General features: G+C 46.1%; 20 protein-coding genes and 1 other RNA gene. 4 read left to right on the top strand and 17 right to left on the bottom strand.

What is annotated here, in order from left to right:
- Nucleotides 1-53 precede the first annotated feature (53 nt).
- From NGM66_RS13455 to NGM66_RS13430, 6 genes are all read right to left on the bottom strand, one after another.
- The gene (locus tag NGM66_RS13455) at nucleotides 54-917 is read right to left on the bottom strand and encodes a YfhO family protein (protein ID WP_258115805.1); all 864 of its coding nucleotides are present in this window, start codon (nucleotides 915-917) and stop codon (nucleotides 54-56) included.
- A 345-nt stretch (nucleotides 918-1,262) separates the two neighbouring features.
- Complete coding sequence (locus NGM66_RS13450; RefSeq protein ID WP_258115803.1) at nucleotides 1,263-2,609, bottom strand: glucose-6-phosphate isomerase; 1,347 nt, start codon at nucleotides 2,607-2,609, stop codon at nucleotides 1,263-1,265.
- A 132-nt stretch (nucleotides 2,610-2,741) separates the two neighbouring features.
- A complete protein-coding gene (locus tag NGM66_RS13445) occupies nucleotides 2,742-3,605 on the bottom strand; it encodes a GRP family sugar transporter (protein WP_208910312.1) in 864 nt (287 codons plus the stop codon).
- Between the two features lie 183 nt (nucleotides 3,606-3,788).
- Nucleotides 3,789-4,937 (bottom strand): class I SAM-dependent methyltransferase, encoded by a 1,149-nt coding sequence (locus NGM66_RS13440; RefSeq protein WP_208910313.1) that lies wholly within the window; start codon nucleotides 4,935-4,937, stop codon nucleotides 3,789-3,791.
- 154 nt (nucleotides 4,938-5,091) lie between these two features.
- Nucleotides 5,092-6,561 carry an ATP-binding protein gene (locus tag NGM66_RS13435; protein ID WP_258115802.1) on the bottom strand — a complete coding sequence of 490 codons (1,470 nt, stop codon included), beginning with the start codon at nucleotides 6,559-6,561 and terminating at the stop codon, nucleotides 5,092-5,094.
- Nucleotides 6,558-7,292, bottom strand: coding sequence for a response regulator transcription factor (locus NGM66_RS13430; RefSeq protein ID WP_208910315.1), 735 nt, complete (start codon nucleotides 7,290-7,292; stop codon nucleotides 6,558-6,560). The genes NGM66_RS13435 and NGM66_RS13430 overlap by 4 nt, the downstream gene beginning before the upstream one ends.
- A gap of 414 nt (nucleotides 7,293-7,706) precedes the next feature.
- Between NGM66_RS13430 and ssrA the strand changes: the two genes are divergently transcribed.
- Nucleotides 7,707-8,077: a transfer-messenger RNA gene (ssrA, locus tag NGM66_RS13425) on the top strand.
- A 355-nt stretch (nucleotides 8,078-8,432) separates the two neighbouring features.
- On the opposite strand, the gene NGM66_RS13420 is transcribed toward ssrA, so the two are convergent.
- The 9 genes from NGM66_RS13420 to NGM66_RS13380 all read right to left on the bottom strand — a co-directional run bounded on the left by NGM66_RS13420 (nucleotide 8,433) and on the right by NGM66_RS13380 (nucleotide 14,708).
- Nucleotides 8,433-8,519: a type I toxin-antitoxin system Fst family toxin gene (locus NGM66_RS13420; RefSeq protein ID WP_208911052.1), complete on the bottom strand. Its 87-nt coding sequence runs from the start codon at nucleotides 8,517-8,519 to the stop codon at nucleotides 8,433-8,435.
- Between the two features lie 994 nt (nucleotides 8,520-9,513).
- A complete protein-coding gene (locus NGM66_RS13415) occupies nucleotides 9,514-9,939 on the bottom strand; it encodes a hypothetical protein (RefSeq protein WP_208910316.1) in 426 nt (141 codons plus the stop codon).
- Nucleotides 9,940-10,072: 133 nt separating this feature from the next.
- Entirely contained in the window at nucleotides 10,073-10,375 is a 303-nt protein-coding gene (locus NGM66_RS13410) for a hypothetical protein (RefSeq protein ID WP_208910317.1), read from the bottom strand.
- Complete coding sequence (locus tag NGM66_RS13405) at nucleotides 10,365-10,733, bottom strand: DNA replication protein (RefSeq protein ID WP_208910318.1); 369 nt, start codon at nucleotides 10,731-10,733, stop codon at nucleotides 10,365-10,367. Before NGM66_RS13405 ends, NGM66_RS13410 begins: the two co-directional genes overlap by 11 nt.
- A 269-nt stretch (nucleotides 10,734-11,002) precedes the next feature.
- Complete coding sequence (locus NGM66_RS13400; RefSeq protein ID WP_258115801.1) at nucleotides 11,003-12,403, bottom strand: virulence-associated E family protein; 1,401 nt, start codon at nucleotides 12,401-12,403, stop codon at nucleotides 11,003-11,005.
- A gap of 9 nt (nucleotides 12,404-12,412) precedes the next feature.
- Nucleotides 12,413-13,192 carry a bifunctional DNA primase/polymerase gene (locus NGM66_RS13395; RefSeq protein WP_245155257.1) on the bottom strand — a complete coding sequence of 260 codons (780 nt, stop codon included), beginning with the start codon at nucleotides 13,190-13,192 and terminating at the stop codon, nucleotides 12,413-12,415.
- Nucleotides 13,193-13,417: 225 nt separating this feature from the next.
- Nucleotides 13,418-13,783 (bottom strand): hypothetical protein, encoded by a 366-nt coding sequence (locus NGM66_RS13390; RefSeq protein WP_208910325.1) that lies wholly within the window; start codon nucleotides 13,781-13,783, stop codon nucleotides 13,418-13,420.
- Between the two features lie 281 nt (nucleotides 13,784-14,064).
- Nucleotides 14,065-14,349: a hypothetical protein gene (locus tag NGM66_RS13385; protein ID WP_208910328.1), complete on the bottom strand. Its 285-nt coding sequence runs from the start codon at nucleotides 14,347-14,349 to the stop codon at nucleotides 14,065-14,067.
- Nucleotides 14,350-14,510: 161 nt separating this feature from the next.
- Nucleotides 14,511-14,708: a helix-turn-helix domain-containing protein gene (locus tag NGM66_RS13380; protein ID WP_308707747.1), complete on the bottom strand. Its 198-nt coding sequence runs from the start codon at nucleotides 14,706-14,708 to the stop codon at nucleotides 14,511-14,513.
- A 171-nt stretch (nucleotides 14,709-14,879) separates the two neighbouring features.
- Between NGM66_RS13380 and NGM66_RS13375 the strand changes: the two genes are divergently transcribed.
- From NGM66_RS13375 to NGM66_RS13365, 3 genes are all read left to right on the top strand, one after another.
- Nucleotides 14,880-15,683, top strand: a complete 804-nt coding sequence (locus NGM66_RS13375; protein WP_208910331.1) for a helix-turn-helix domain-containing protein — start codon at nucleotides 14,880-14,882, stop codon at nucleotides 15,681-15,683.
- A gap of 132 nt (nucleotides 15,684-15,815) precedes the next feature.
- Complete coding sequence (locus NGM66_RS13370; protein WP_208910333.1) at nucleotides 15,816-16,670, top strand: KilA-N domain-containing protein; 855 nt, start codon at nucleotides 15,816-15,818, stop codon at nucleotides 16,668-16,670.
- A gap of 49 nt (nucleotides 16,671-16,719) precedes the next feature.
- On the top strand, nucleotides 16,720-17,874 hold the full coding sequence (locus tag NGM66_RS13365; protein ID WP_208910335.1) for a site-specific integrase: 1,155 nt from the start codon (nucleotides 16,720-16,722) through the stop codon (nucleotides 17,872-17,874).
- 527 nt (nucleotides 17,875-18,401) lie between these two features.
- On the opposite strand, the gene NGM66_RS13360 is transcribed toward NGM66_RS13365, so the two are convergent.
- Entirely contained in the window at nucleotides 18,402-18,488 is an 87-nt protein-coding gene (locus NGM66_RS13360; RefSeq protein ID WP_168900313.1) for a type I toxin-antitoxin system Fst family toxin, read from the bottom strand.
- A 140-nt stretch (nucleotides 18,489-18,628) separates the two neighbouring features.
- On the bottom strand, nucleotides 18,629-18,814 hold the full coding sequence (locus NGM66_RS13355; RefSeq protein WP_208910337.1) for a hypothetical protein: 186 nt from the start codon (nucleotides 18,812-18,814) through the stop codon (nucleotides 18,629-18,631).
- Nucleotides 18,815-18,999: the final 185 nt, after the last annotated feature.

Here is an 18,999-nt window from a genome sequence, read left to right as displayed (position 1 = left end):
ATGGATTAAAAACTCCTGTTTTTGATCTAATTTAACTAAAATCAAATCGAATGTCAAAGTATCCAAACACGTTCTAAGAACGTCAGTCCAGCCACGCCGAGGTTGACCCAAAACCGCATGGGATTACCGGTCGTCACCAGCGCATTGGGGAGCCGCAGGTAATAGCTCACGGGAAACAAGCCGTACCCGTTGGCAAATTGCCCGCCAGCCCGCGTCGACGACAGCACGCCCAGTAGGGACGGGATGAACAAGACGCCAGCCAACAGGAACCCCGTCAGTCCGGCACCAATCAGCCGTCGACTCAGGACTCCTAATGACAGCGACTGGTCACGGTACAAGCGCAAATACCGCAAGACCGCGTATACCAGGCTGCCGATGGCCAGTATGTAAGCAAAGTAGAAGTTGCTGACGAGTGCCAGCCCCGTAAAGGCCGCCAGTGGCACCCATGACCGCCCGCGATAAACGTGGTCGATGCCATAAGCCAGCAGTGGAAATAAAATCATTGGTAACAGGAAAAACGGGTGGCGAATGCTAACGTACAGGCTGTAGCCGGTGAACGTGTACGCTAAGGTTCCTAACAGCACGCTCAGCGGCCGAAATGACCGTTGCCGGGCAAAGAATAGGAATGCCAGTCCACTGGCATACAGCCGCAGTAAAATCAGCAGGTTATAGCCCATTTCCAAATGGTGCTTGGGAAATAAGCCAATCAGGTAGCTGAACGGGTCACCCAACACGTAGTACGAAAACGTCGTCAACTTGTCGGCCCCTAGTCCCAGATCCCAGGACCAGCCCGTCAAGCCACCGTGATGGAGCCACGTATAAAATTTTACTAAAATCGGGTAATGCTGTGCCAGTCCATCACCTTCCCAGATGAATGACTTACCCGTCAACAGAAAAATCCCGTAAACTAGACTCACAAGTAGCAGAAAACAGCCCGTATAAGTCAGATAGATACTCCTCGAGCGTTTCAAAAAAATCTCCCCTTATCTAAAAAGATAGTGGGTCAGCCCCTTACCCCAAGGGACTGACCGCCTACTCCTTCACTATAACGAGCAAATCAGCTACCGACAAGGGGTGACGGTCATTTGTAACCTAGCTTTACAGACTGTAACTTAACTGTAGCAAAACATTAACACTTGAAATCTATCACTGTTGCATAGATGTTGTTATTCCAACAATTGTTTGCCATCATCGTTGCAAGCGTGCAACATAAAACGCCTAACCAGGCGTTCCCAGTTAGGCGTTCAGCGTTTATTTAACTTTTAGAGACGGGCGTTTAATTCCTTACCCAACTTTTCAAAACCAGGCTTGCCTAACAGCGCAAACATGTTGGTCTTGTAAGCTTCGACCCCTGGTTGGTTGAATGGGTTAATGCCGTTCAAGTAACCAGAAATGGCAACGGCTACTTCAAAGAAGTAGATCAGGTAGCCTAACGTGTAAGGTGTTTGGTCAGGGATGTGGACGCTCATGTTTGGCACGCCCCCATCGGTGTGGGCCAGTACAACCCCTTGGTAAGCCTTAGTGTTGACAAAGCTCATTTGCTTGCCTTCCAAGTACTTCAAGCCGTCCAAGTCATCGTCTTCGCTTGGCACGTCAACATCATTTTGTGGCTGGTCAACCGTGATGACCGTTTCCATCAGGTTCCGGCGACCTTCTTGGATGTATTGACCCAAGGAGTGCAGGTCGGTACTGAAGTTCGCGGAGGATGGGTAGATGCCCTTTTGGTCTTTCCCTTCAGATTCACCCATCAATTGCTTCCACCATTCGGCGAAGTATTGCAGGCGTGGTTCGTAGTTTTCCAGCAATTCTGTCGTGTAACCCTTGCGGTATAAAATGTTCCGCAAAGCGGCGTATTGGTAAGCTTCGTTCTTGGTCAAATCAGGGTTGGTGTAGGCGTCTTGAGCGTCGGCAGCCCCCTTCATCAATTCGTCAATATCCGCACCAGAAGCGGCGATCGGCAACAACCCAACGGCAGTTAAGACGGAGTAACGACCACCCACGCCGTCAGGAATGACGAATGTTTCGTAACCAGCAGCGTCGGCTTCGGTCTTCAAAGCCCCGCGTTGCTTGTCGGTCGTGACGTAGATCCGGCTCTTGGCACCGTCTGCCCCGTACTTCTTGACCAATAGGTCCTTGAAGATCCGGAAGGCAATGGACGGTTCCGTCGTGGTCCCGGACTTCGAAATAATGTTCACGGAGAAGTCGCGGTCGCCGATCAGGTTGATCAGGTCATGCACGTAGTCTGGGCTGATAGAGTTCCCAGCAAAGAAGACTTGAGGTCCCTGACGCTTTTCAGCAGGCAGGTAGTTGAAGAAGGTATCGTGTAAGAAGTCCACGGCCATCTTGGCACCGAGGTAAGAGCCCCCGATACCGATGACGATCAAGACTTCAGAGTCAGAACGAATCTTCTTGGCTGCCGCCTTAATGCGGGCAAATTCAGCTTTATCATAATCGTGGGGCAACGCCAACCAGTCACGGAAGTCGCTACCGGCCCCGGTACCCTGACGTAATTCTGCATCCGCAGCGGTCACGAGTGCTTGCATTTCTCCCAATTCATTGTCATGAATAAACGGATCAAGTTTGGAACGATCAAAGGCGATATGTGCCATATTCAGATAACCTCACTTTTATTGTTATTGACTAGTCCATTATAACGCATTCCCCCCAAATGTAAATGGTCTAGTCCACAATTTTAGAGAAAATAAAAAGGACGACCAACCCACGTTAGCCGTCCATTATAACTATTTCATTAAACCAAGGGTTACCCCACCAACGACCACTAAAAGTGACCCGATGGTGATGTAGACCATTTCGCGTCCAGTCTTCTTTTCACCCAGTAACCAGATGCTCCCGAAGGTGGAAATAACGATTCCACATTGCGCCAGGGAGTAGCTAATGGCCAAGCCGACCGTTGGAATGGACATGAACATGAAGAAGTTCCCAATGCCCCAGACCAAACCGGTCATAATGTTCTTGGCCGTGGCCTTGTGCCACACCTTTTGCCGAGAGAACATCACGAAGATCAAGGCCCCTAAGACCATACCCAAGGATTGTGGGAAGATGATGGTCTTGGAATCCAACCCGGATGCCGTGACGATAACGGTGTAGAGCACGTAACCAATCGTGGAGATCACGATGGCCATGGTCCCCTTGCCGGCTTCGACCGGTTGGCTAGAACCCGCAGCGGCCCGCTTGTCTCGCAAGGACGTCATGGCAGCCCCAATGATCAAAACGATCACGGCAATCGTGCCCAGCGTCACCATCTTCGTGGTCTTCCATTCGTGGAACAGCAACACGCCGGCCAACGCCGTCCCGACCAGTTGTAACCCGGTCGAGATTGGCACGGTCCGTGAGATGCCGATGAACTTCATGGATTGGAACTGTTCAAACTGACCGACAGCCCAGCAGAGTCCTGAAGCGACCCCAACCAACATTGACATACCCGTTAAGGCACTGTGGAAGTAGACCAATGAGAAGAGTCCGAACAAAACGGCCCCCGCGGTCATCCCCAACGTTTGTTGGTAGGAAGTCCCGCCCAAACGACCACTGATCAATCCAATACTACCCCAACATACCGCTGGGATCAAAGCTAATAATATACCCATTATGCAAACCTCAACTCTCGTTTCATTATCTGACAATCTCTCTGTAAGCGCTTTTTAAATTGCAATAGTAAGTTTAAATGTTTCTTTTCTAAAAGTAAACCATTATTGCGCAAAAAAAGACCATTTGGTCAGTGGTCTATCCTACCAAGTGGCCTCTCTTGCATTCGTTTTCACCCGTTTTCATTAATCAACTGACAACAGTAAACCCTTTAATGATTCACTCTGACGGTCTGAAACGTTAGTCAAAAAATCATCCGGTGATAAGAAGTTGTTGAAAGCTGTTACACGACCGGTATAATTTTCGACAGCAGCATTAACTGTTTGCTGCAAGTGCTTCATGGAATAGCTTGGTGCCGTGGTCGTTACCAAAATCTTGGTCCCCGTTTTGGCCACCGCAAAAGCCTGTTCCAACAACCCTGGTAGATCTTGTTCCAGAGTGAAGGCGTGCTTCTTGCCCCGAATAAAGGCTGGTGGATTGATGGCGATCATATCAAAAGTTAAGCCGTGTTTTTGCGCGTAGTCCAAGTAATTGGCCACGTCCATGGTCCGCATTTCCACCGGTGCCTGTTCCAAGTTATTGGCAGCTAACTGTGCCTGTAAGGCCGTCGTCGCCCGGTTGGTTGGATCGACCGTCACCGCTTCCGTTGCGCCACCGACCATGGCTGCCGCAACGATACCCGTTTCTGCACTGAACAAGTTCAAGATTTTCTTTTGCTTGCTGGTCTGCTTAACCCAGTCACGAATCTGCCGGAATTCCAGTGCCAACTGGGAACGGCCCACGGTCAGGTCAACGGGGTAAGTCACGCCATTTTCCAAGACCGGCATCGGTTGATCGGGTAAGGTTCCCGTAATCAGTTGCGCGTTTTCTTGACCCGGCGTGACGGCGACGACTGTCTTGCCCTTGCCCACGGCGCGTTCAAAGCCCGCATAGATCAGGCGCGCTTGTTGCTTCAAGGCCGTGTTCTCCCAGCGGAAGACGTAGATGCCATTGAAGACATCAACGGCTAAGCCACCTAGACCGTCCGCCGTGCCATTGAAGAGGCGATAAGCAGACTGGTCCGCAAACGCCATCCGCCGCCCCACTGCGGACCGGAATTTGGCCGCAAAGAAGCGCTCGTCGATGGGTTCGTTTTCCCGCAAGCTCAGGATGTACCCGATACCGCGGTGTTGCTTGGCAAAGTACGCCGTGGCCGCAAAGTGGCCGTGGTTTTCCAATTGGACCCAGGCGCCATTTTCAAAGTCGTTGCGATTTTCTAAGTCAGTTAAAGACACGATGGGATAGCCGTCCTCGAATTTACGAACGGACTTCCCGATAATTTGTACTCGTTTCAAAAGTTTCCTCCTTAAGTGGTCCTCCCATTGTACCATGTTTGGGGACCAACTTCGCTGTAAAAATAATTCTGCTCAGTTTACGATTGGCTCGTGTGTTGATGGGATTGGTGAGACCCACTACCATAGCCGAGCGTTCGCCAATGACCATCCGTCCCTACTCCACCGGTTTCGCCCGTTGGGAATTGGTTTGGTGTTGGTCGGGAAAGATGACTGTGAAGGTGGTCCCGACCCCTTCCTTACTGGTGACGCTGATTTTACCGTGATGCAGCTGAACCAATTGATGGACGATGGATAAGCCCAGACCGGATTCGCCGTACTTGGTATTCTTCCGCGACGGATCGGCCTTGTAGTAACGTTCCCAAATATTTTGCAGCTGCTCGTCACTCATCCCCATCCCGGTATCCGCGACCTTGACGATGGTCTCTTCATATCCGCGCTGGGCGGACAAGGTGATGTGACCCTGTTGGGTAAATTGAATGGCATTTTGCGTGATATTGAACATGATCTGAACAAACCGGTCGTAGTCGGCGTAAACATCGATTTCCTTGGGGGCTTGTAACTCCAGTGTATCCCCGGAATCATCGGCCTTTTGCTTCAGCTGCTCGACAATGTTGTGCAACGCATCGACCGCGTTAAATTCATGCAGGTTTAGGGTAATCTGGTTGGAACGAATCTTTTCGTAGTCCAGGTTTTCATTGACCAACCGGATCAGCCGACTGGTCTCACTGCGCATCAGGTCGATACTTTCTTCCTTGCTCTCCTCGGGAATCGCGTCGTACGCCAAGCCCTCCAACAGGCCGTTGATGGTCGTCAGTGGCGTCCGCATTTCGTGGGAAGCATTGGCCATGAATTCTCGCCGTCGTTCTTCTTGGCGTTGAATCTCTTCTTGTGATTCTTTTAACGAGTGGGCCATGCCGTTAAAATCGTTGATCAGGTCATCAATTTCATCACGGTCCCGACTGGCCATTTGGATGTCGTAATTACCCTTGGCCACTTGATTGGTCGCCTTCCGCAGCCGGTTGATCCGCGACGTGTAGTACCGCGCCAGGATGTAGCTGGCCACGACCGCCACTAAGAAGGACACCAGCAGCGCCTTCATCAGGTTGTGATTGATCTGGTTCACGTTGGTATTGATATCGGAGACAAAAGCCCCCATCACCACGACCGCCACCAGTTTGTGATTATAAAAATAAGGTTTCATAACCTCGGTCATGGCGGGACTGACCCGACCATTCTTGTTACGAACGCGCCGATCAACGACCTTGTGAATGATTTGGTTCTTCTTTAATTTTTTCCAGTCCGACTGGTCAATGGCTTGTTGATACACGTTGGCCGGGAACACGATCTTGTTGGTCGCGCTATAAATGGTGGTACTGATGGCTTGGTTTTGCAAGAGCTGCTCGCTACTCTCTAGCGAATTTGTATCAAACTGCACCGTATTAGGCTTCTGTGAACTAATGCGCAGCGACTGCTCGATAAGACTATTTGAATATTTTTCCAGGGAATTCCAGGTGTTACTGTACACCATGTGGCGGGTCATCTGTGAATAGGATACCCCCATTATCACCAGAATAATCATAATCGCCGCAAAGAATCCTAACATCTGTTGATACATTAGTTTCATTGCTGATCTGCTCCACTATCATCAAATTTATAACCCACCCCCCAAACGGTCTGAATAATTTGAGGGCCAACTTTTTCAATCTTTTGCCGTAACTTCTTGATGTGGGCGTCCACGGTCCGTTCGTCGCCGTAGTACTCGTAATCCCACACCAGCTGGAGTAATTGCTCCCGTGAGAAGACCTGCCGTGGCTTTTGGGCCAACGTCTTGAGGAGATCAAATTCCTTAGGCGTCAGGTCCTGAATTTGCCGGTCATTCAGATAGGCTTCACGGGTCTTGGTGTTCAACTTGAAGTTCTCCGTGACCACATCAAACGCCTCGGTATCATTCAAGGCATCTTGCTCGTTAGCCTTTGAAATCGGGCCAAGTTCAGCGCGTCGGTGCAAGGCCTTGATCCGGGCAATCAGCGTAATGGGGCTAAATGGCTTGGTGACGTAATCGTCAGCCCCCATTTCCAATCCCAAGACCTGGTCGCTTTCGGAATCTCTGGCCGTCAACATGATAATCGGCACGGTCGGCGACAGCTTGCGGATCTCTGCGCTGACCTGCATGCCATCCATCCCCGGTAGGTTCAAGTCCAGCGTGATCATGTCCCAATCATTGGGGGTCGCCGAAAACATCTCCATGGCTTCGTTGCCGTCATAGGCGAAGTGGGCGTCCCACTTTTCCTTCTTAAAAAACATTGACATCATTTGCGATACAGAATGGTTATCTTCAATCATTAATAACTTCATTGCTACCTCCACAGATTCACGTTTCGTTATTTTCGGAGCCGGCAAAAAGTTTGTAGGTCATAGTTGTCTTAAACCTACCAAGGGAAACAGAACTGGCAGTGACAGAACTATGAAGTTTCTGTAACTTTTCGCTGGCATCCAGTAGTCGTGACAATCGGTCATTTTCAGTCGACACCGCCGCGGTCGCGTGCCCCACAACGGTCAGTAGCCGGAACGTCAACCTTAATTTACCACTAACCTAACAAACTTGCCACGGGGGCGCCCCTTGCGGTGAAGTCCCCGGCACAATTCTGCCAGACAGTCTAGTTCTTATTATACTATATCTACCACCTGCATCCGGCCTTAAAATCTCGGTAGCCAAGCAAATATTTTGCAGAAATCCTGAGGTATGGTACACTATATCAGTAACAATATGGGGCTGTTCTGGATTCGACTGGTATAGGTTGAAGCTTGACTGCGCGTCGTAGCGGCATCTACGTTAAAAGGTCCAGTTCATTATAACTGCAAAAAATGATAAAAATTCTTACGCTTTAGCTGCTTAATAGGCGCTTAACGTAGATCCTCCTAGGCTTGCCCGCGGTCTAGATCTGGGTCCTAACTTTAACGGGCTTACGCTAACGGCTCCCACCTGAAGTACGTTAGAAGAGATAAATCAGGTTAGCTGAGTATGTGGGCCCTGACAGGCGGCAAGTTATTCAGTGAAACTTTAAATAGTCTGCCTATGCGTGTAGACGTTGAGTTGGCAATATGCTAGGACGCGGGTTCGATCCCCGCCAGCTCCATTAGTCAGAAAATCCCATGTTGTAAGCACCGTCTTAACACCGTGGTTATAGGGTTTCAAGTTTCGATGTATCACATAGATAACCATAGAATGGCAGTCAATGGCATTCAAAATGGCATTTACGGAACTACTCAAATAAACCAGCGGTGGTAGGAATTGAACTGTTAGCTTAACGGCTAGCAGTTTTTATTTTGCTTTACTTTTTAGTTACCCTATTCAGCCAATTTCTGTTATACTGATGTTGCGAAAAACGAAGTAATATTGATTACACCAAAGCCCCTGACTATCGCAAGTAGTCAGGGGCTTTTTTATACGTCTATGTAACTAAACGGGTGGGTTAGATGTTGCCTAATACTGTTTTACTTGTGGCGTCTACGGTCTAACCAGTCCGTAAACAGGGCTACTAGGAGTCCAACCGCAAGCGGGGCGAAAAACGAAGCGAACATTTACTACACCTCCCCACTGTTGCTAGTGTGGGTTGGGCAACTCCTCTATTATCCAGTAAGCGTACAATGATTGCAACGCGCAACGATTGCAGTGCAACGGTAACGTTACTTATCAATGGGAGATTCTGACCACGATCATCCCACTTTAAATTTACTAGTCACTTGCCGGGTAGGGCGACACTTTCAATTCAGAAACATCTCTAGCCTCTTTAATGACCTAGCATTTCCAATCATCCGAACGCTCCAAAATGTTGGCAAATGTTGGTATATTCTAACATCAAAAACGTTAACAAATGTTAGCATTTCCTAGGTCCCAAAACCTTATCAATTGTCAGCATTACAACTCACCCAAACCTTGTAAAACCTTAGCAATTAATAGCAATCATTCATTGCACTCTGCTTATCCCGTAGCGACGCCCTTTTTTAAAGACTGCAATATCTGCAAAAATCCTTTTAGGGTGTCAGAAATGTCAGGATAATTCTCTTTTTTAGGGCGTCGCAAATGTCGGGATGGTTATCTTTTTTAGGGCCTCCACAATCTCCACATTTCCCTTTAGGGTGTCCGATATATCCGAATAGCGTTCCTTTTCATTGGTAACGTTCCCTTTGCAAAACAACCCACAAATGCTGCTATATCAATAAATCACTTAGAATTTTGTGTTGTGTTTATTTCCCAAAAAGTTATATCTATTTTAGAACGCTCCGATCCATAACCTTGCTGGCAAGAAAGATGTTAAGTTATGTTAAGCTATGTCAAGTTTTGTCAGGTCGTTCATTCTATGTTCACTGTTTAACTGGCAGGTTTTAGCAGGTAGTAGAATCACGCAACTTTAGCAATTATGATACAATGACTGTGTTAGGTTAATTTGGTGAGAGACTGCTGCCGGGCGGTTTTTTCAAAACAATATAGAAGCCATCTCGTCTAATACTCATGGTATACTTACCAATGAGGGGCGGGGTGGCTTCTTACTTTCGGGCCGTTAAAGCGGCTCTTTTATTTTGGATATTTTTCTACCTGTTGCAACATAGCATACGCTGCCTGTCGTTGTTTCGCCGTACTATCCGGATCATGTAATACTTGGTTAGCAACGCTACGGATTACCTGACCGTCCACTACCCACCCTTCGTTTGTTTTAAGAAAATGCTTGTCGTTGAATCCCTCATACATGGGGTACAACTGCTTCAACTCCGCTACGGTATCCGGATCACAATCATCTTGCGAATCCTCGTTAAGACCGTTAGCAATCCCTGTATCAATTGCTTTTTGAGTTGGGGAGCCATCCTCGTTCAACATCCCCTTTTGAACCATGATCCGGTAAATCTGTGCCTTAACGTCGTTCACTTTATCCGGCTTGATTGTCCCGGCCTGTGCAGCGACCTTATAGGCATCTTCCACTAGCTGTGGGTAAACAATTCTCATCAGCCTCACCTCCACTTAAAACTGCTCCAATACCATAACAACATCATGTTTATCCGGTTTCCACCCCCGCTAACCGGGTTAATTCCGTTAGACACCGGGACCAACGTAACTGATACGCGTAAAATTGCGCACATCACTTGTCGCCAATTAACTCAACCATTAGTTGCCAACCATGTTCATCCATATACTGGGGATGTTGCTTCGCAAAACGTGAAATCCGCTCGCTATTCTTAACCTGGTGCCAACGGATCCGATGTACCCGCCGCCGTAGTAATTTAATCCGCAATTTTAACCACGGTCGCGGTACACTGCCGGTATTGCTTACCCTAGTCAGGCGGTCAATGGCTGCATCCACGGCATTCAACTGCCTAACAACACGCTGCTGGTGTCTAAACATACAGGCAAGTTGCTGGCTTTCTTTAGTTTTAGCTGACACTTTCAGCACCCCCATCCCCATCCATTGGGGCAATCACTGGCTTTAGGTTGGCCTTCCAATTAACTAGGTCGGCCTTCTGAATGGCCGTTAGGCGGATATTCATGCTATTAATCTGGTGTTTATAGCCAGCGATACCAATTTGCCGCTCTTCCTCAGTAGTGGCAATAAATACACCGTTGTTTCGGCCACGCAACGCCACGATAGGGACACCGTACACATTGACCAGATTACTAATAGACTCCCGTACGGCCCGAATGGTTAAACCAGTTAGCTTGCCAATATCATCCGTACTAGCGGGGCTTTCCCCACCAATGGGGATGGCATTCAATACATCATGTTCGATCATACTTGGTTTCATGTTTCGTCACTCGCTTTCTCCCCCTCGGTTAAGCTGAGGGATTTTATTTTTTCTAAGTGTTAACGTAAATACCTGTGTATCCCGTGTTAGTGTGTAGAACGTCGCTATATCAACATTCTTAGCGTTGACTACCTGTGTTAATCCCGTGTACACCCGTGTTATTCCTACACAGGTATACACACGTTGTACACGGGTTAGCTACTCCTAAAAGCCTTTAATACCGGGGCTATACACACCTACACAGGTAACACAGGTATTTTAGAGATTTATTATTTTCGGTGGTAACCTCGTTGCCGCTTTCCAGAAATAACTACATTGGAACGATAGCCCCATCCATCCTCATTATCCATAATCAACTTCAAGCGCTTAGCATCCCGGTTAAGCTGGCCGGAAAAGAAACTGTCCACTTGCTTGTTAAAAACTACGGCAAGTATCTCAGTCGTTGAGGTTTTCTGTAATGGCTCTCGCTTGTCAGTCAGCTTGCCATCAAGCCACTTGGCAACGGCCTCATTACCACCGTCAACCATCCGGGTAAAGTAGCTATGCTTCACGCTGAGACTTAACTCATCCCAATTAGTAGGTACCATCATCCTTAGATAATCCTCTACCGCGTCTTTCATGGGATTAATCGCTTGGGCACCCTGCTGGTACTGCTTGGCTTCACGCAACGTCTCACGGTCAAAATACAAAGGTTCCTCGTTGTCATACCAGCTTTTAGCCTCCAATAATATCTGTTGAATATCATGATCGTTAGCTTTCCAAGGACTCTTAATAGCTTTTGTCACACCACAGCGAATGGGATAAAACCGGCGTTCACCGGTAGCATCCTTTAAATAGTCCTGCTGATTAGTGGTGCCAATAAAGACGTTCTTACGTGGGTGCCTAGTGGCTACGCGCCCATAACTGTTGCGGTAGTAATCCGAAACGGCACTGGTAAAATTCTTGATACCCTCAATATCCGTTTTCTTCATGGCTGAAAGCTCCGCAATTTCAATCACCCAACTACCAATTAGCTGCTGGTAATCATCCTTGTGTTTACCCATGCCTTTCATTGAGTCATTGAAGTAATCCGGTGCCAGTAACCCCACTGTGGTACTTTTGCCTAACCCTTGCGGCCCTTCCAGTATGGGGATGATCTCAAACTTACAGCCGGGATGATAGACCCTAGCAATTGCCCCGGTTAACCACTTACGCGTAACCATTCGGGTATAGTGATTGTCGGCAGCTCCTAGGTAATCAATAAAGAAACTCTCCGCACGGGGCTTACCATCCCACTTACCGCCTTTCATAATCCGCTCTTTCATAGGATTAACGGTGTGTTTCATGGCCGTGGTAACCAGCGCGTCTAACATATTATCCTTTGAGAAAGTAATGTTATAGGCACGATCCAAGTAAGCTCTTAGTAATGAGTCGTCGGCATCCACCCATGTTCCACGCTTAAAGCCGATTGCCTTACAGTCATGCCGTTTAAAAACTTGGTCGGTAAACTCATCAAATGCCAGCAATCCCTTTAACTTGGGGTCGTTATCTAAATACACACAGATATTAAAGATGCTTTTCTTAATACCGCCATTAGTGGTTAATCTCAGCTCACTCTTCCAGTCGGACTTAGAGGCCGCTTCGATTTTCTTATCCCGATTAGCTGCTAACCGTTTAGCTTCTTCATCCACACTATCACCTCACAATCGCTTCAAAACTGACTTAAATATCTGATTGACCTCACTACTTGGCAGTGGCGTGTCTAAATGGTCGTTGGCAACTTGCAACAACTCATAGGCCGTCGCACTCTGGCAGCCGGTATTAAATATTTTGCCTACCAACGAGGTAAGAAACACGTTGCGGTTGCCCGCCGCCGTTCCTTGTACCAGATCATCTAACCAACGGCCTGTCCACGTTTTACGTGTTGGCGTGGCATTTCCTCGTGACACGTTCACTTTCTTTTTGGACAAGTCACTTAGTAGCCAGTCAGGGGCCGCCACTGCTTGAGTTAGCTGCTGACTACCTACCGGCTGGTACGATCGCCCACCAATCACACTAGGGGCAATCACCACAAAGTCAGTCAGTACATCTACACCCGGCCGCCAATTTACCTTACGTTGGGGATGCTCGTTAGTCCCGGCCACACTCAGAAACAAATGCAGGCCACTACCCGGCGTCTTCTCAATGTAAGTGTCAGTCGGCAACTCATAGCCAGTCCGCTTTAATTCAGCAAGACTAGCCACACCATCACTACCGCTAGTATGCCGGTCAACGTCCACTACCAGCAGATTAGACGTATCTAAACGCAATCCAATGTTAGTGGCTGGTTCTACTTCAAACCAGCCTGAAACGGCCTGTAAATCGCTTGTCGCTGACTTATAACCGTCCATCCCTCTAGGTGGCTTCTTAGTGTTGGCAATCAGTGGGAATAGCTTAAATCCTTGCTTGGCTAGTGCCAGTGCATACGTCTTTCTATCCACCGTGATCACCCCTAATCTACGCGGCCACAACGGGGGATGATGTTAAGTGAGTCCCGCACGCTAGCATTGTTGACTGTTAGCCGATGGATCTGTTGGTTAATAGCTTGTCGGCGCTTATCAGGCATATTTACCCTGCCAATAAGCTCTTGTAAGTGGTCCAATTGAATTAAGGTGCCATTTAAGGCAACGTTAGCTTCATGCAGTGTTTGTGAAAGATGCCGTGTTTTATTCATGGGTAGCTGCCTCGCTTTCGTCTTTGCTGGTTAGATAATCAACTGACTTTTTAAATGCATTCTCGGTATGGCCTAACAGGCTATCCAAGTCCATTGCTTTATCTGCCAGCACCGCGATTACTTGGGCCGCTTGATAGATGATTAAATCGCGATCATCCAACATGCTCCTCAGTTCACTGTCACTGTACTTAAAGTAGTCTTTCCCTTGGGATTTACTAACTAGCGTCGGCTGCACTAACTCGCACATTGCAATAGCAGCACTGTTAGTCTCTTGCCCCTTTGAAACTTGGGATTGTCCTTGTCGCAACGTCTCTAATGCTGCTGTCAGCACGGACGTATCTAATTGTTGTTTCTCCATATAGCATTGCCTCATTTCCTAAAATCCGCTAGAATAGACAATGAAAAAAGCATACAAGTGCTTGAAATCATTGCGTGTACCGGACTCGCCAAAGTTAGGGTACACGCTTTTTGTATGCTCTAATTCCATTACGCTATTCTCCAATCTAAAACTAAGTAGCAAGTTGCGTCCTTCTTACTTAAACCTCCTGTCCACCGTGCCATTTACCAATAACATGATCCAACCACCTTCTTTCATGGCCCGCGTCTTAATTACTGAATACCTACCACCGCTGGTTTTGTCTACAACTTCAACATCCACTCAGTAATTTCTCGCTTATTGCCAACTGCCTTATCTACCTCAGGAAGAAAATGGATTGGAAGGCCGTTGTTAATCAGTATGGTTAGTGTTCCCGGTGACAATTCTAGCCACTTCGCAATGGCCTGCTTAGATGGCAACCAGGGGCTATCTATGGCGGTCTGTCGCCTAGCCTCTTTAATGGCCACCTCAATCGTTGTCATGACTTGCTTCTTTAGTTGTTCATCATATTCAGGCGGTAACATTACCCGCAACGCCTGTTCATCCACAATCTAAGCCCCCTCATTTTGCTGCTGTTGGCAACGCCAACGTAATCTGGAAAATCACCCCCTTAATGTTCAATCCCGGCATACTTTGCAATCACATCCCCGGTGGTAAACGTTTTGGCACCCACCCGCGGGGATGATAAGAAAACTAGGTCGTTCACTAGCTAGGCCTCCTTGACCAATTCTTTTGGCGTGTACTCAATCAACTCTGATAACGGAATTTGCAAGTAATCACAAATAACTCTTAAAGTGGATAACTTAGCATTTTTAGCTCTTTTGTAGTAAATATTTGCTAGAGTTTTTCTCGATATTCCCGTTGCCTCGTGCAAATCCGAAATGCTGATTAGACGTGCTCCAAGAATTGCTGACAGTCGATTTTCGATATTACCACTCCGTTCTTATAGGTATCATATTATCGATTTATGTTAATCCTACTACCCAAATAAGTGTTTTGCAACCTTAACGTCACTTTTATGTTCCTTTTTGGAACCTTTAAGAGTAGAATCGAACTTAAAAGGAGGAGTGGAGCTAATATGATTGAAAGCAATTTAAGAAAAATTCTAGATAAAAATAAAATATCCATCAGTGATTTATCCACTGCAACCCAAATATCAAGAAAAACTTTAACCCAACTAGCTGATAACAAAACAAACGGAATAAAATTCAATACGTTAAATTCCCTAATCAATATACTTGATGTTCCAGTTGAAGAGATTTTACATTTTAGTTCGGACGAGGTATTAAGCATTTCTAAGTTAAAGATCAATGATGATAGAATCAATTTTGTTGCTACCCAAAAGAACAAGACTACTGGACAACACTTTCAAGTATCTGGCAAAGCTACTTTTTCCTTTATAGATGATATTTTTATTTTTTCTTCCCCTCAACCTGATTCTTCGGATAGAAGCATATTCAATAGAATTATTTTTAATGGCAAAAGCCATCCTGGATTTAACCTACCTAGCAATCCTCTTAATGGACAAAGAGACGCAACCAAAAATATTCAAAAAAGTCTTAGCAATTCTTTAGACAACAAGGACACCAATAAAGCCGCAAAAAGCCTAACAGAACTGGTTGATAATTCTTTACAGTCACAAGACATGTTAACTCATGATTTTTCTATTAAATTCTTAATATCATTTTGTCTCGAACTCATGAAAGTAGACGAACAACTAGCTGGAAAAGTATTTACTATCAAGAATTCTGCAGTTCCAATTTTCGTTATCCATTGGAATCTTAAACTTGTTGATTTTCAAGAAAAAGCCGAAAATATTAATTACACCACAGTGATAAAAACACGCCAACTGATGCCTTACTTGATGAAAGCAATTCTTTAATTTCTTAGATTTTCCTACATACCTACCACCGCTGGTATGAAAGGAATAGTGACGTATCTTAAAAAAAGTTATCCACAGGCTCTACACTAAAACTGGTCGATTTCGACCAGTTTAGGAAAGGAAGTACTATTAATGACTCGTGAACACACATCAATTAACGTTAAGGGAACTGACATTGATTTATTTAACGACGGAACTAGCAATAATGATTTTATTAGTCTTACGGGTATCGCCAAATATAAGTCTCCTGATACCCCCGCTGACTTAATTAAGAACTGGCTTAGGAGCAGAAATACATTGGAGTTTCTTGGTATCTGGGAACAAATGAATAACCCCAAATTCGATAACGAAAAGTATGCTGAGATTCTATCTGAAACGGGTGCAAACTCATTTATTATGTCCCCCAAGAAGTGGATCACCCTCACCCAAGCATCAGGTATCACTTCACAGCCCGGTCGTCACGGTGGTACCTACGCACATTCAGATATTGCCTTTGAATTTGCCTCCTGGATTTCTCCTGAATTTCGTCTTTACTTAATCAAGGACTATCAGCAACTGAAACAAAGTTCTGAAAGTCATTTCAACCTGGACTGGACTTTAAACCGCGCTCTCTCCAAAGCTAACTATCGACTACACACCGATGCCATTAAAGAGACGCTAATTCCTCAAAAACTTACTCCACAGGAAGTGAAATTCACTTATGCTAGTGAAGCTGATCGTTTAAACATTGCACTTTTTGGTATCACGGCGGCTAATTGGCGATTACAAAATCCTAATGCCAAGGGAAACATACGTGACAACGCTTCTATGGAACAGCTACTTGTTCTTACAAACCTTGAAAACTTAAACGCACAAATGATTTTAGACAAGGTATCGAATGAAGAACGAACAAAGAAACTTAACAGCGTGGCACGTCGGCAACTTCAAACATTTCTTCAAAACAAAGCTGCAACTAGGAATATTAGACGTATCGAAAAGAAAGACTAGCTTTATCCCTACATACCTACCACCGCTGGTATGAAAGGAATAGAGAACCATGGCAAGCATCAAACAATACACTGACCGTAACGGCCAAAAACGCTACCAGTTTCAACTCTACGTGGGAATCAATCCACAGACTGGTAAGCCCCGTAAAACCTCACGCCGGGGCTTTAAAACGCAAAAAGAAGCCACCCTTGCCGCTTCTAGGTTAGAACTAGAAATCAGTAAGGGTAGCTTCAATGAAAAAGATAATAATATTTTATTTGAACAGGTCTATCAGGAATGGTACGCGTCTTATACCAACACCGTTCGCGAAAGTACGACCGTTCGGGTACCTAAGATATTCGATAACCATATTCTACCAGCTTTTGGTAAGAAGCGTATTAGGACAATCACGTTATCAGACGTCCAACGGGCGCTTAACCAGTGGTTTAAAGAGGTCAAGGTAAACTACAAGCGTTGGTACAACTTTGCCAACAAGGTCTTCCAGTACGCCTTAAAACAAGGCTATATCACTAAGAACCCGGCGGCAATGGTCACCATGCCTCAGCGTCGGGACGGTTGGCAGCGCGACGCCAATAAGTTTTGGACGAAAGAACAGCTCATCCACTTCTTTAGCTTCATTGACCCGGTGGAAGAAGCCGAAAAGTACACGCTGTTTCGGGTGCTGGCTTATACCGGCATTCGGCGCGGGGAGTGTCTGGCCCTGACTTGGCATGATATTAATTTCAAGCAAGGCACACTACAGGTCAACAAGACCATCACGCAAGGTACCGGGGGTAAGCAGATTATTCAGCCGCCTAAAACTAAGAGTGGTCGGCGAACAATTATCTTAGATCCCACTACGGTAAAGTACCTGAAAAAATGGCGGGTTCGGCAACAACGGGTCTACCTCATACTTGGGTACAACACCATGCAGCCAGAACAATTGGTTTTCGCCAGTTCTAAGAACGGGATGAAATCCCTAAACACACCGGGTAAGTGGCTGCACGCTATCGTTGATGATAAACCTGAATTACCCAACATCACGATCCACAAGCTACGTCACACTCACGCAACTATTCTTTTAGAAGCTGGTGCATCCCTCAAGGAAGTACAAGACCGTTTAGGCGATACCGATATTGATACTGTCATGAATGTTTATGCTCACGTCTCAGACCAACAGCGGCAAAATACGACCGATAAATTAATCCGATTCATGGAATCCTAACACCCACGAAACTGCCAAAAAACCGGCTAAAATTGACCGGATGGCAGTTAATATGGCATTTACTGAATTTTGAAAATGGCTTAGAACCCTATTAAACCGCGTCACAGCGGTAGTGTTAAAAATAGCGGTTCGATCCCCGCCAGCTCCATAAAGCACCAGAAACGGATTGTTATAACCCCTTGAAATGCCGGTAATACGGCATTTTTATTTTTCTCCAATTTCATAAATCAACACAATATGGTAACCGATGGTAACCTTTTGGTGACTGGCACACAAGAATCATCATGCACGGGCGGTGGGAACTGTTAGCTTAAATTGGCTAGCAGTTTTTATTTCTCTTTAAATGCTGCTTGTCACTATCACAAATGGAATCTACTACATTTGAGGTATGACACAAGTGTGTTATACTGAAAGCACAAAAGGATTTTGGAACATTGAGTTCACCAAAGGCCCTGACTATGTGGAGTAGTCAGGGCCTTTTTTATACGTCTATGTAAATAAACGGGTGGGTTGGATGTTACCTAAAACTACCTATGCCGTCTACGATCTAACCAGTCCGTGAATAAGGCGACTAGGATGCCAACAACAAGTGGCGCAAAAAGATTTTGAAACATAAGAGTTCACCTCCCCACTGTTGCTAGTGTGGGTTAGGCAACTTCTCTATTATCAAGTATGGCAATTAAGATTGCAATGCTTTGCAGTGAAAGTGGTACAAATGTTCAAGCCATTCTCCCTCCTTTTAACATGAAGAGCACTAAGAATTGTCCTTTTCCTTTTGCTCTTTTCTCTGATCCATTAACTCCTGACCACGTTTAGCAGCGGCTTTAAGGTCTTCATCTGATAACGACATAAACCGGTATTTAAGTAACTCATCCCACCCCATATGTTCAAAATCAATTTTAGGTTCTCTATTTTTTAAATCATCTAGTGTCAATCCCATTACCCATGACCTCCTAAAATTATTTATTTCATAGTCCTTTATTAATAGTACACCTAGACTTCCCTTATAGGGATAGTAAACAGCTGTTAACGATGCCTGTATGCAAGCCCCCAATTGTCAAATCAAGTGCAACACAGGACAGTAAGGCGTAAGCATAACCGGATGCATGTTCTTGAAGACCTGTG

This window comes from Levilactobacillus yiduensis, from assembly GCF_024718525.1.
In the GTDB taxonomy this organism is placed as follows: Bacteria; Bacillota; Bacilli; order Lactobacillales; family Lactobacillaceae; genus Levilactobacillus; species Levilactobacillus yiduensis.
The sequence above is the reverse complement of the archived record's forward strand: the minus strand, read 5'-3'. Positions and strand labels throughout refer to the sequence as shown.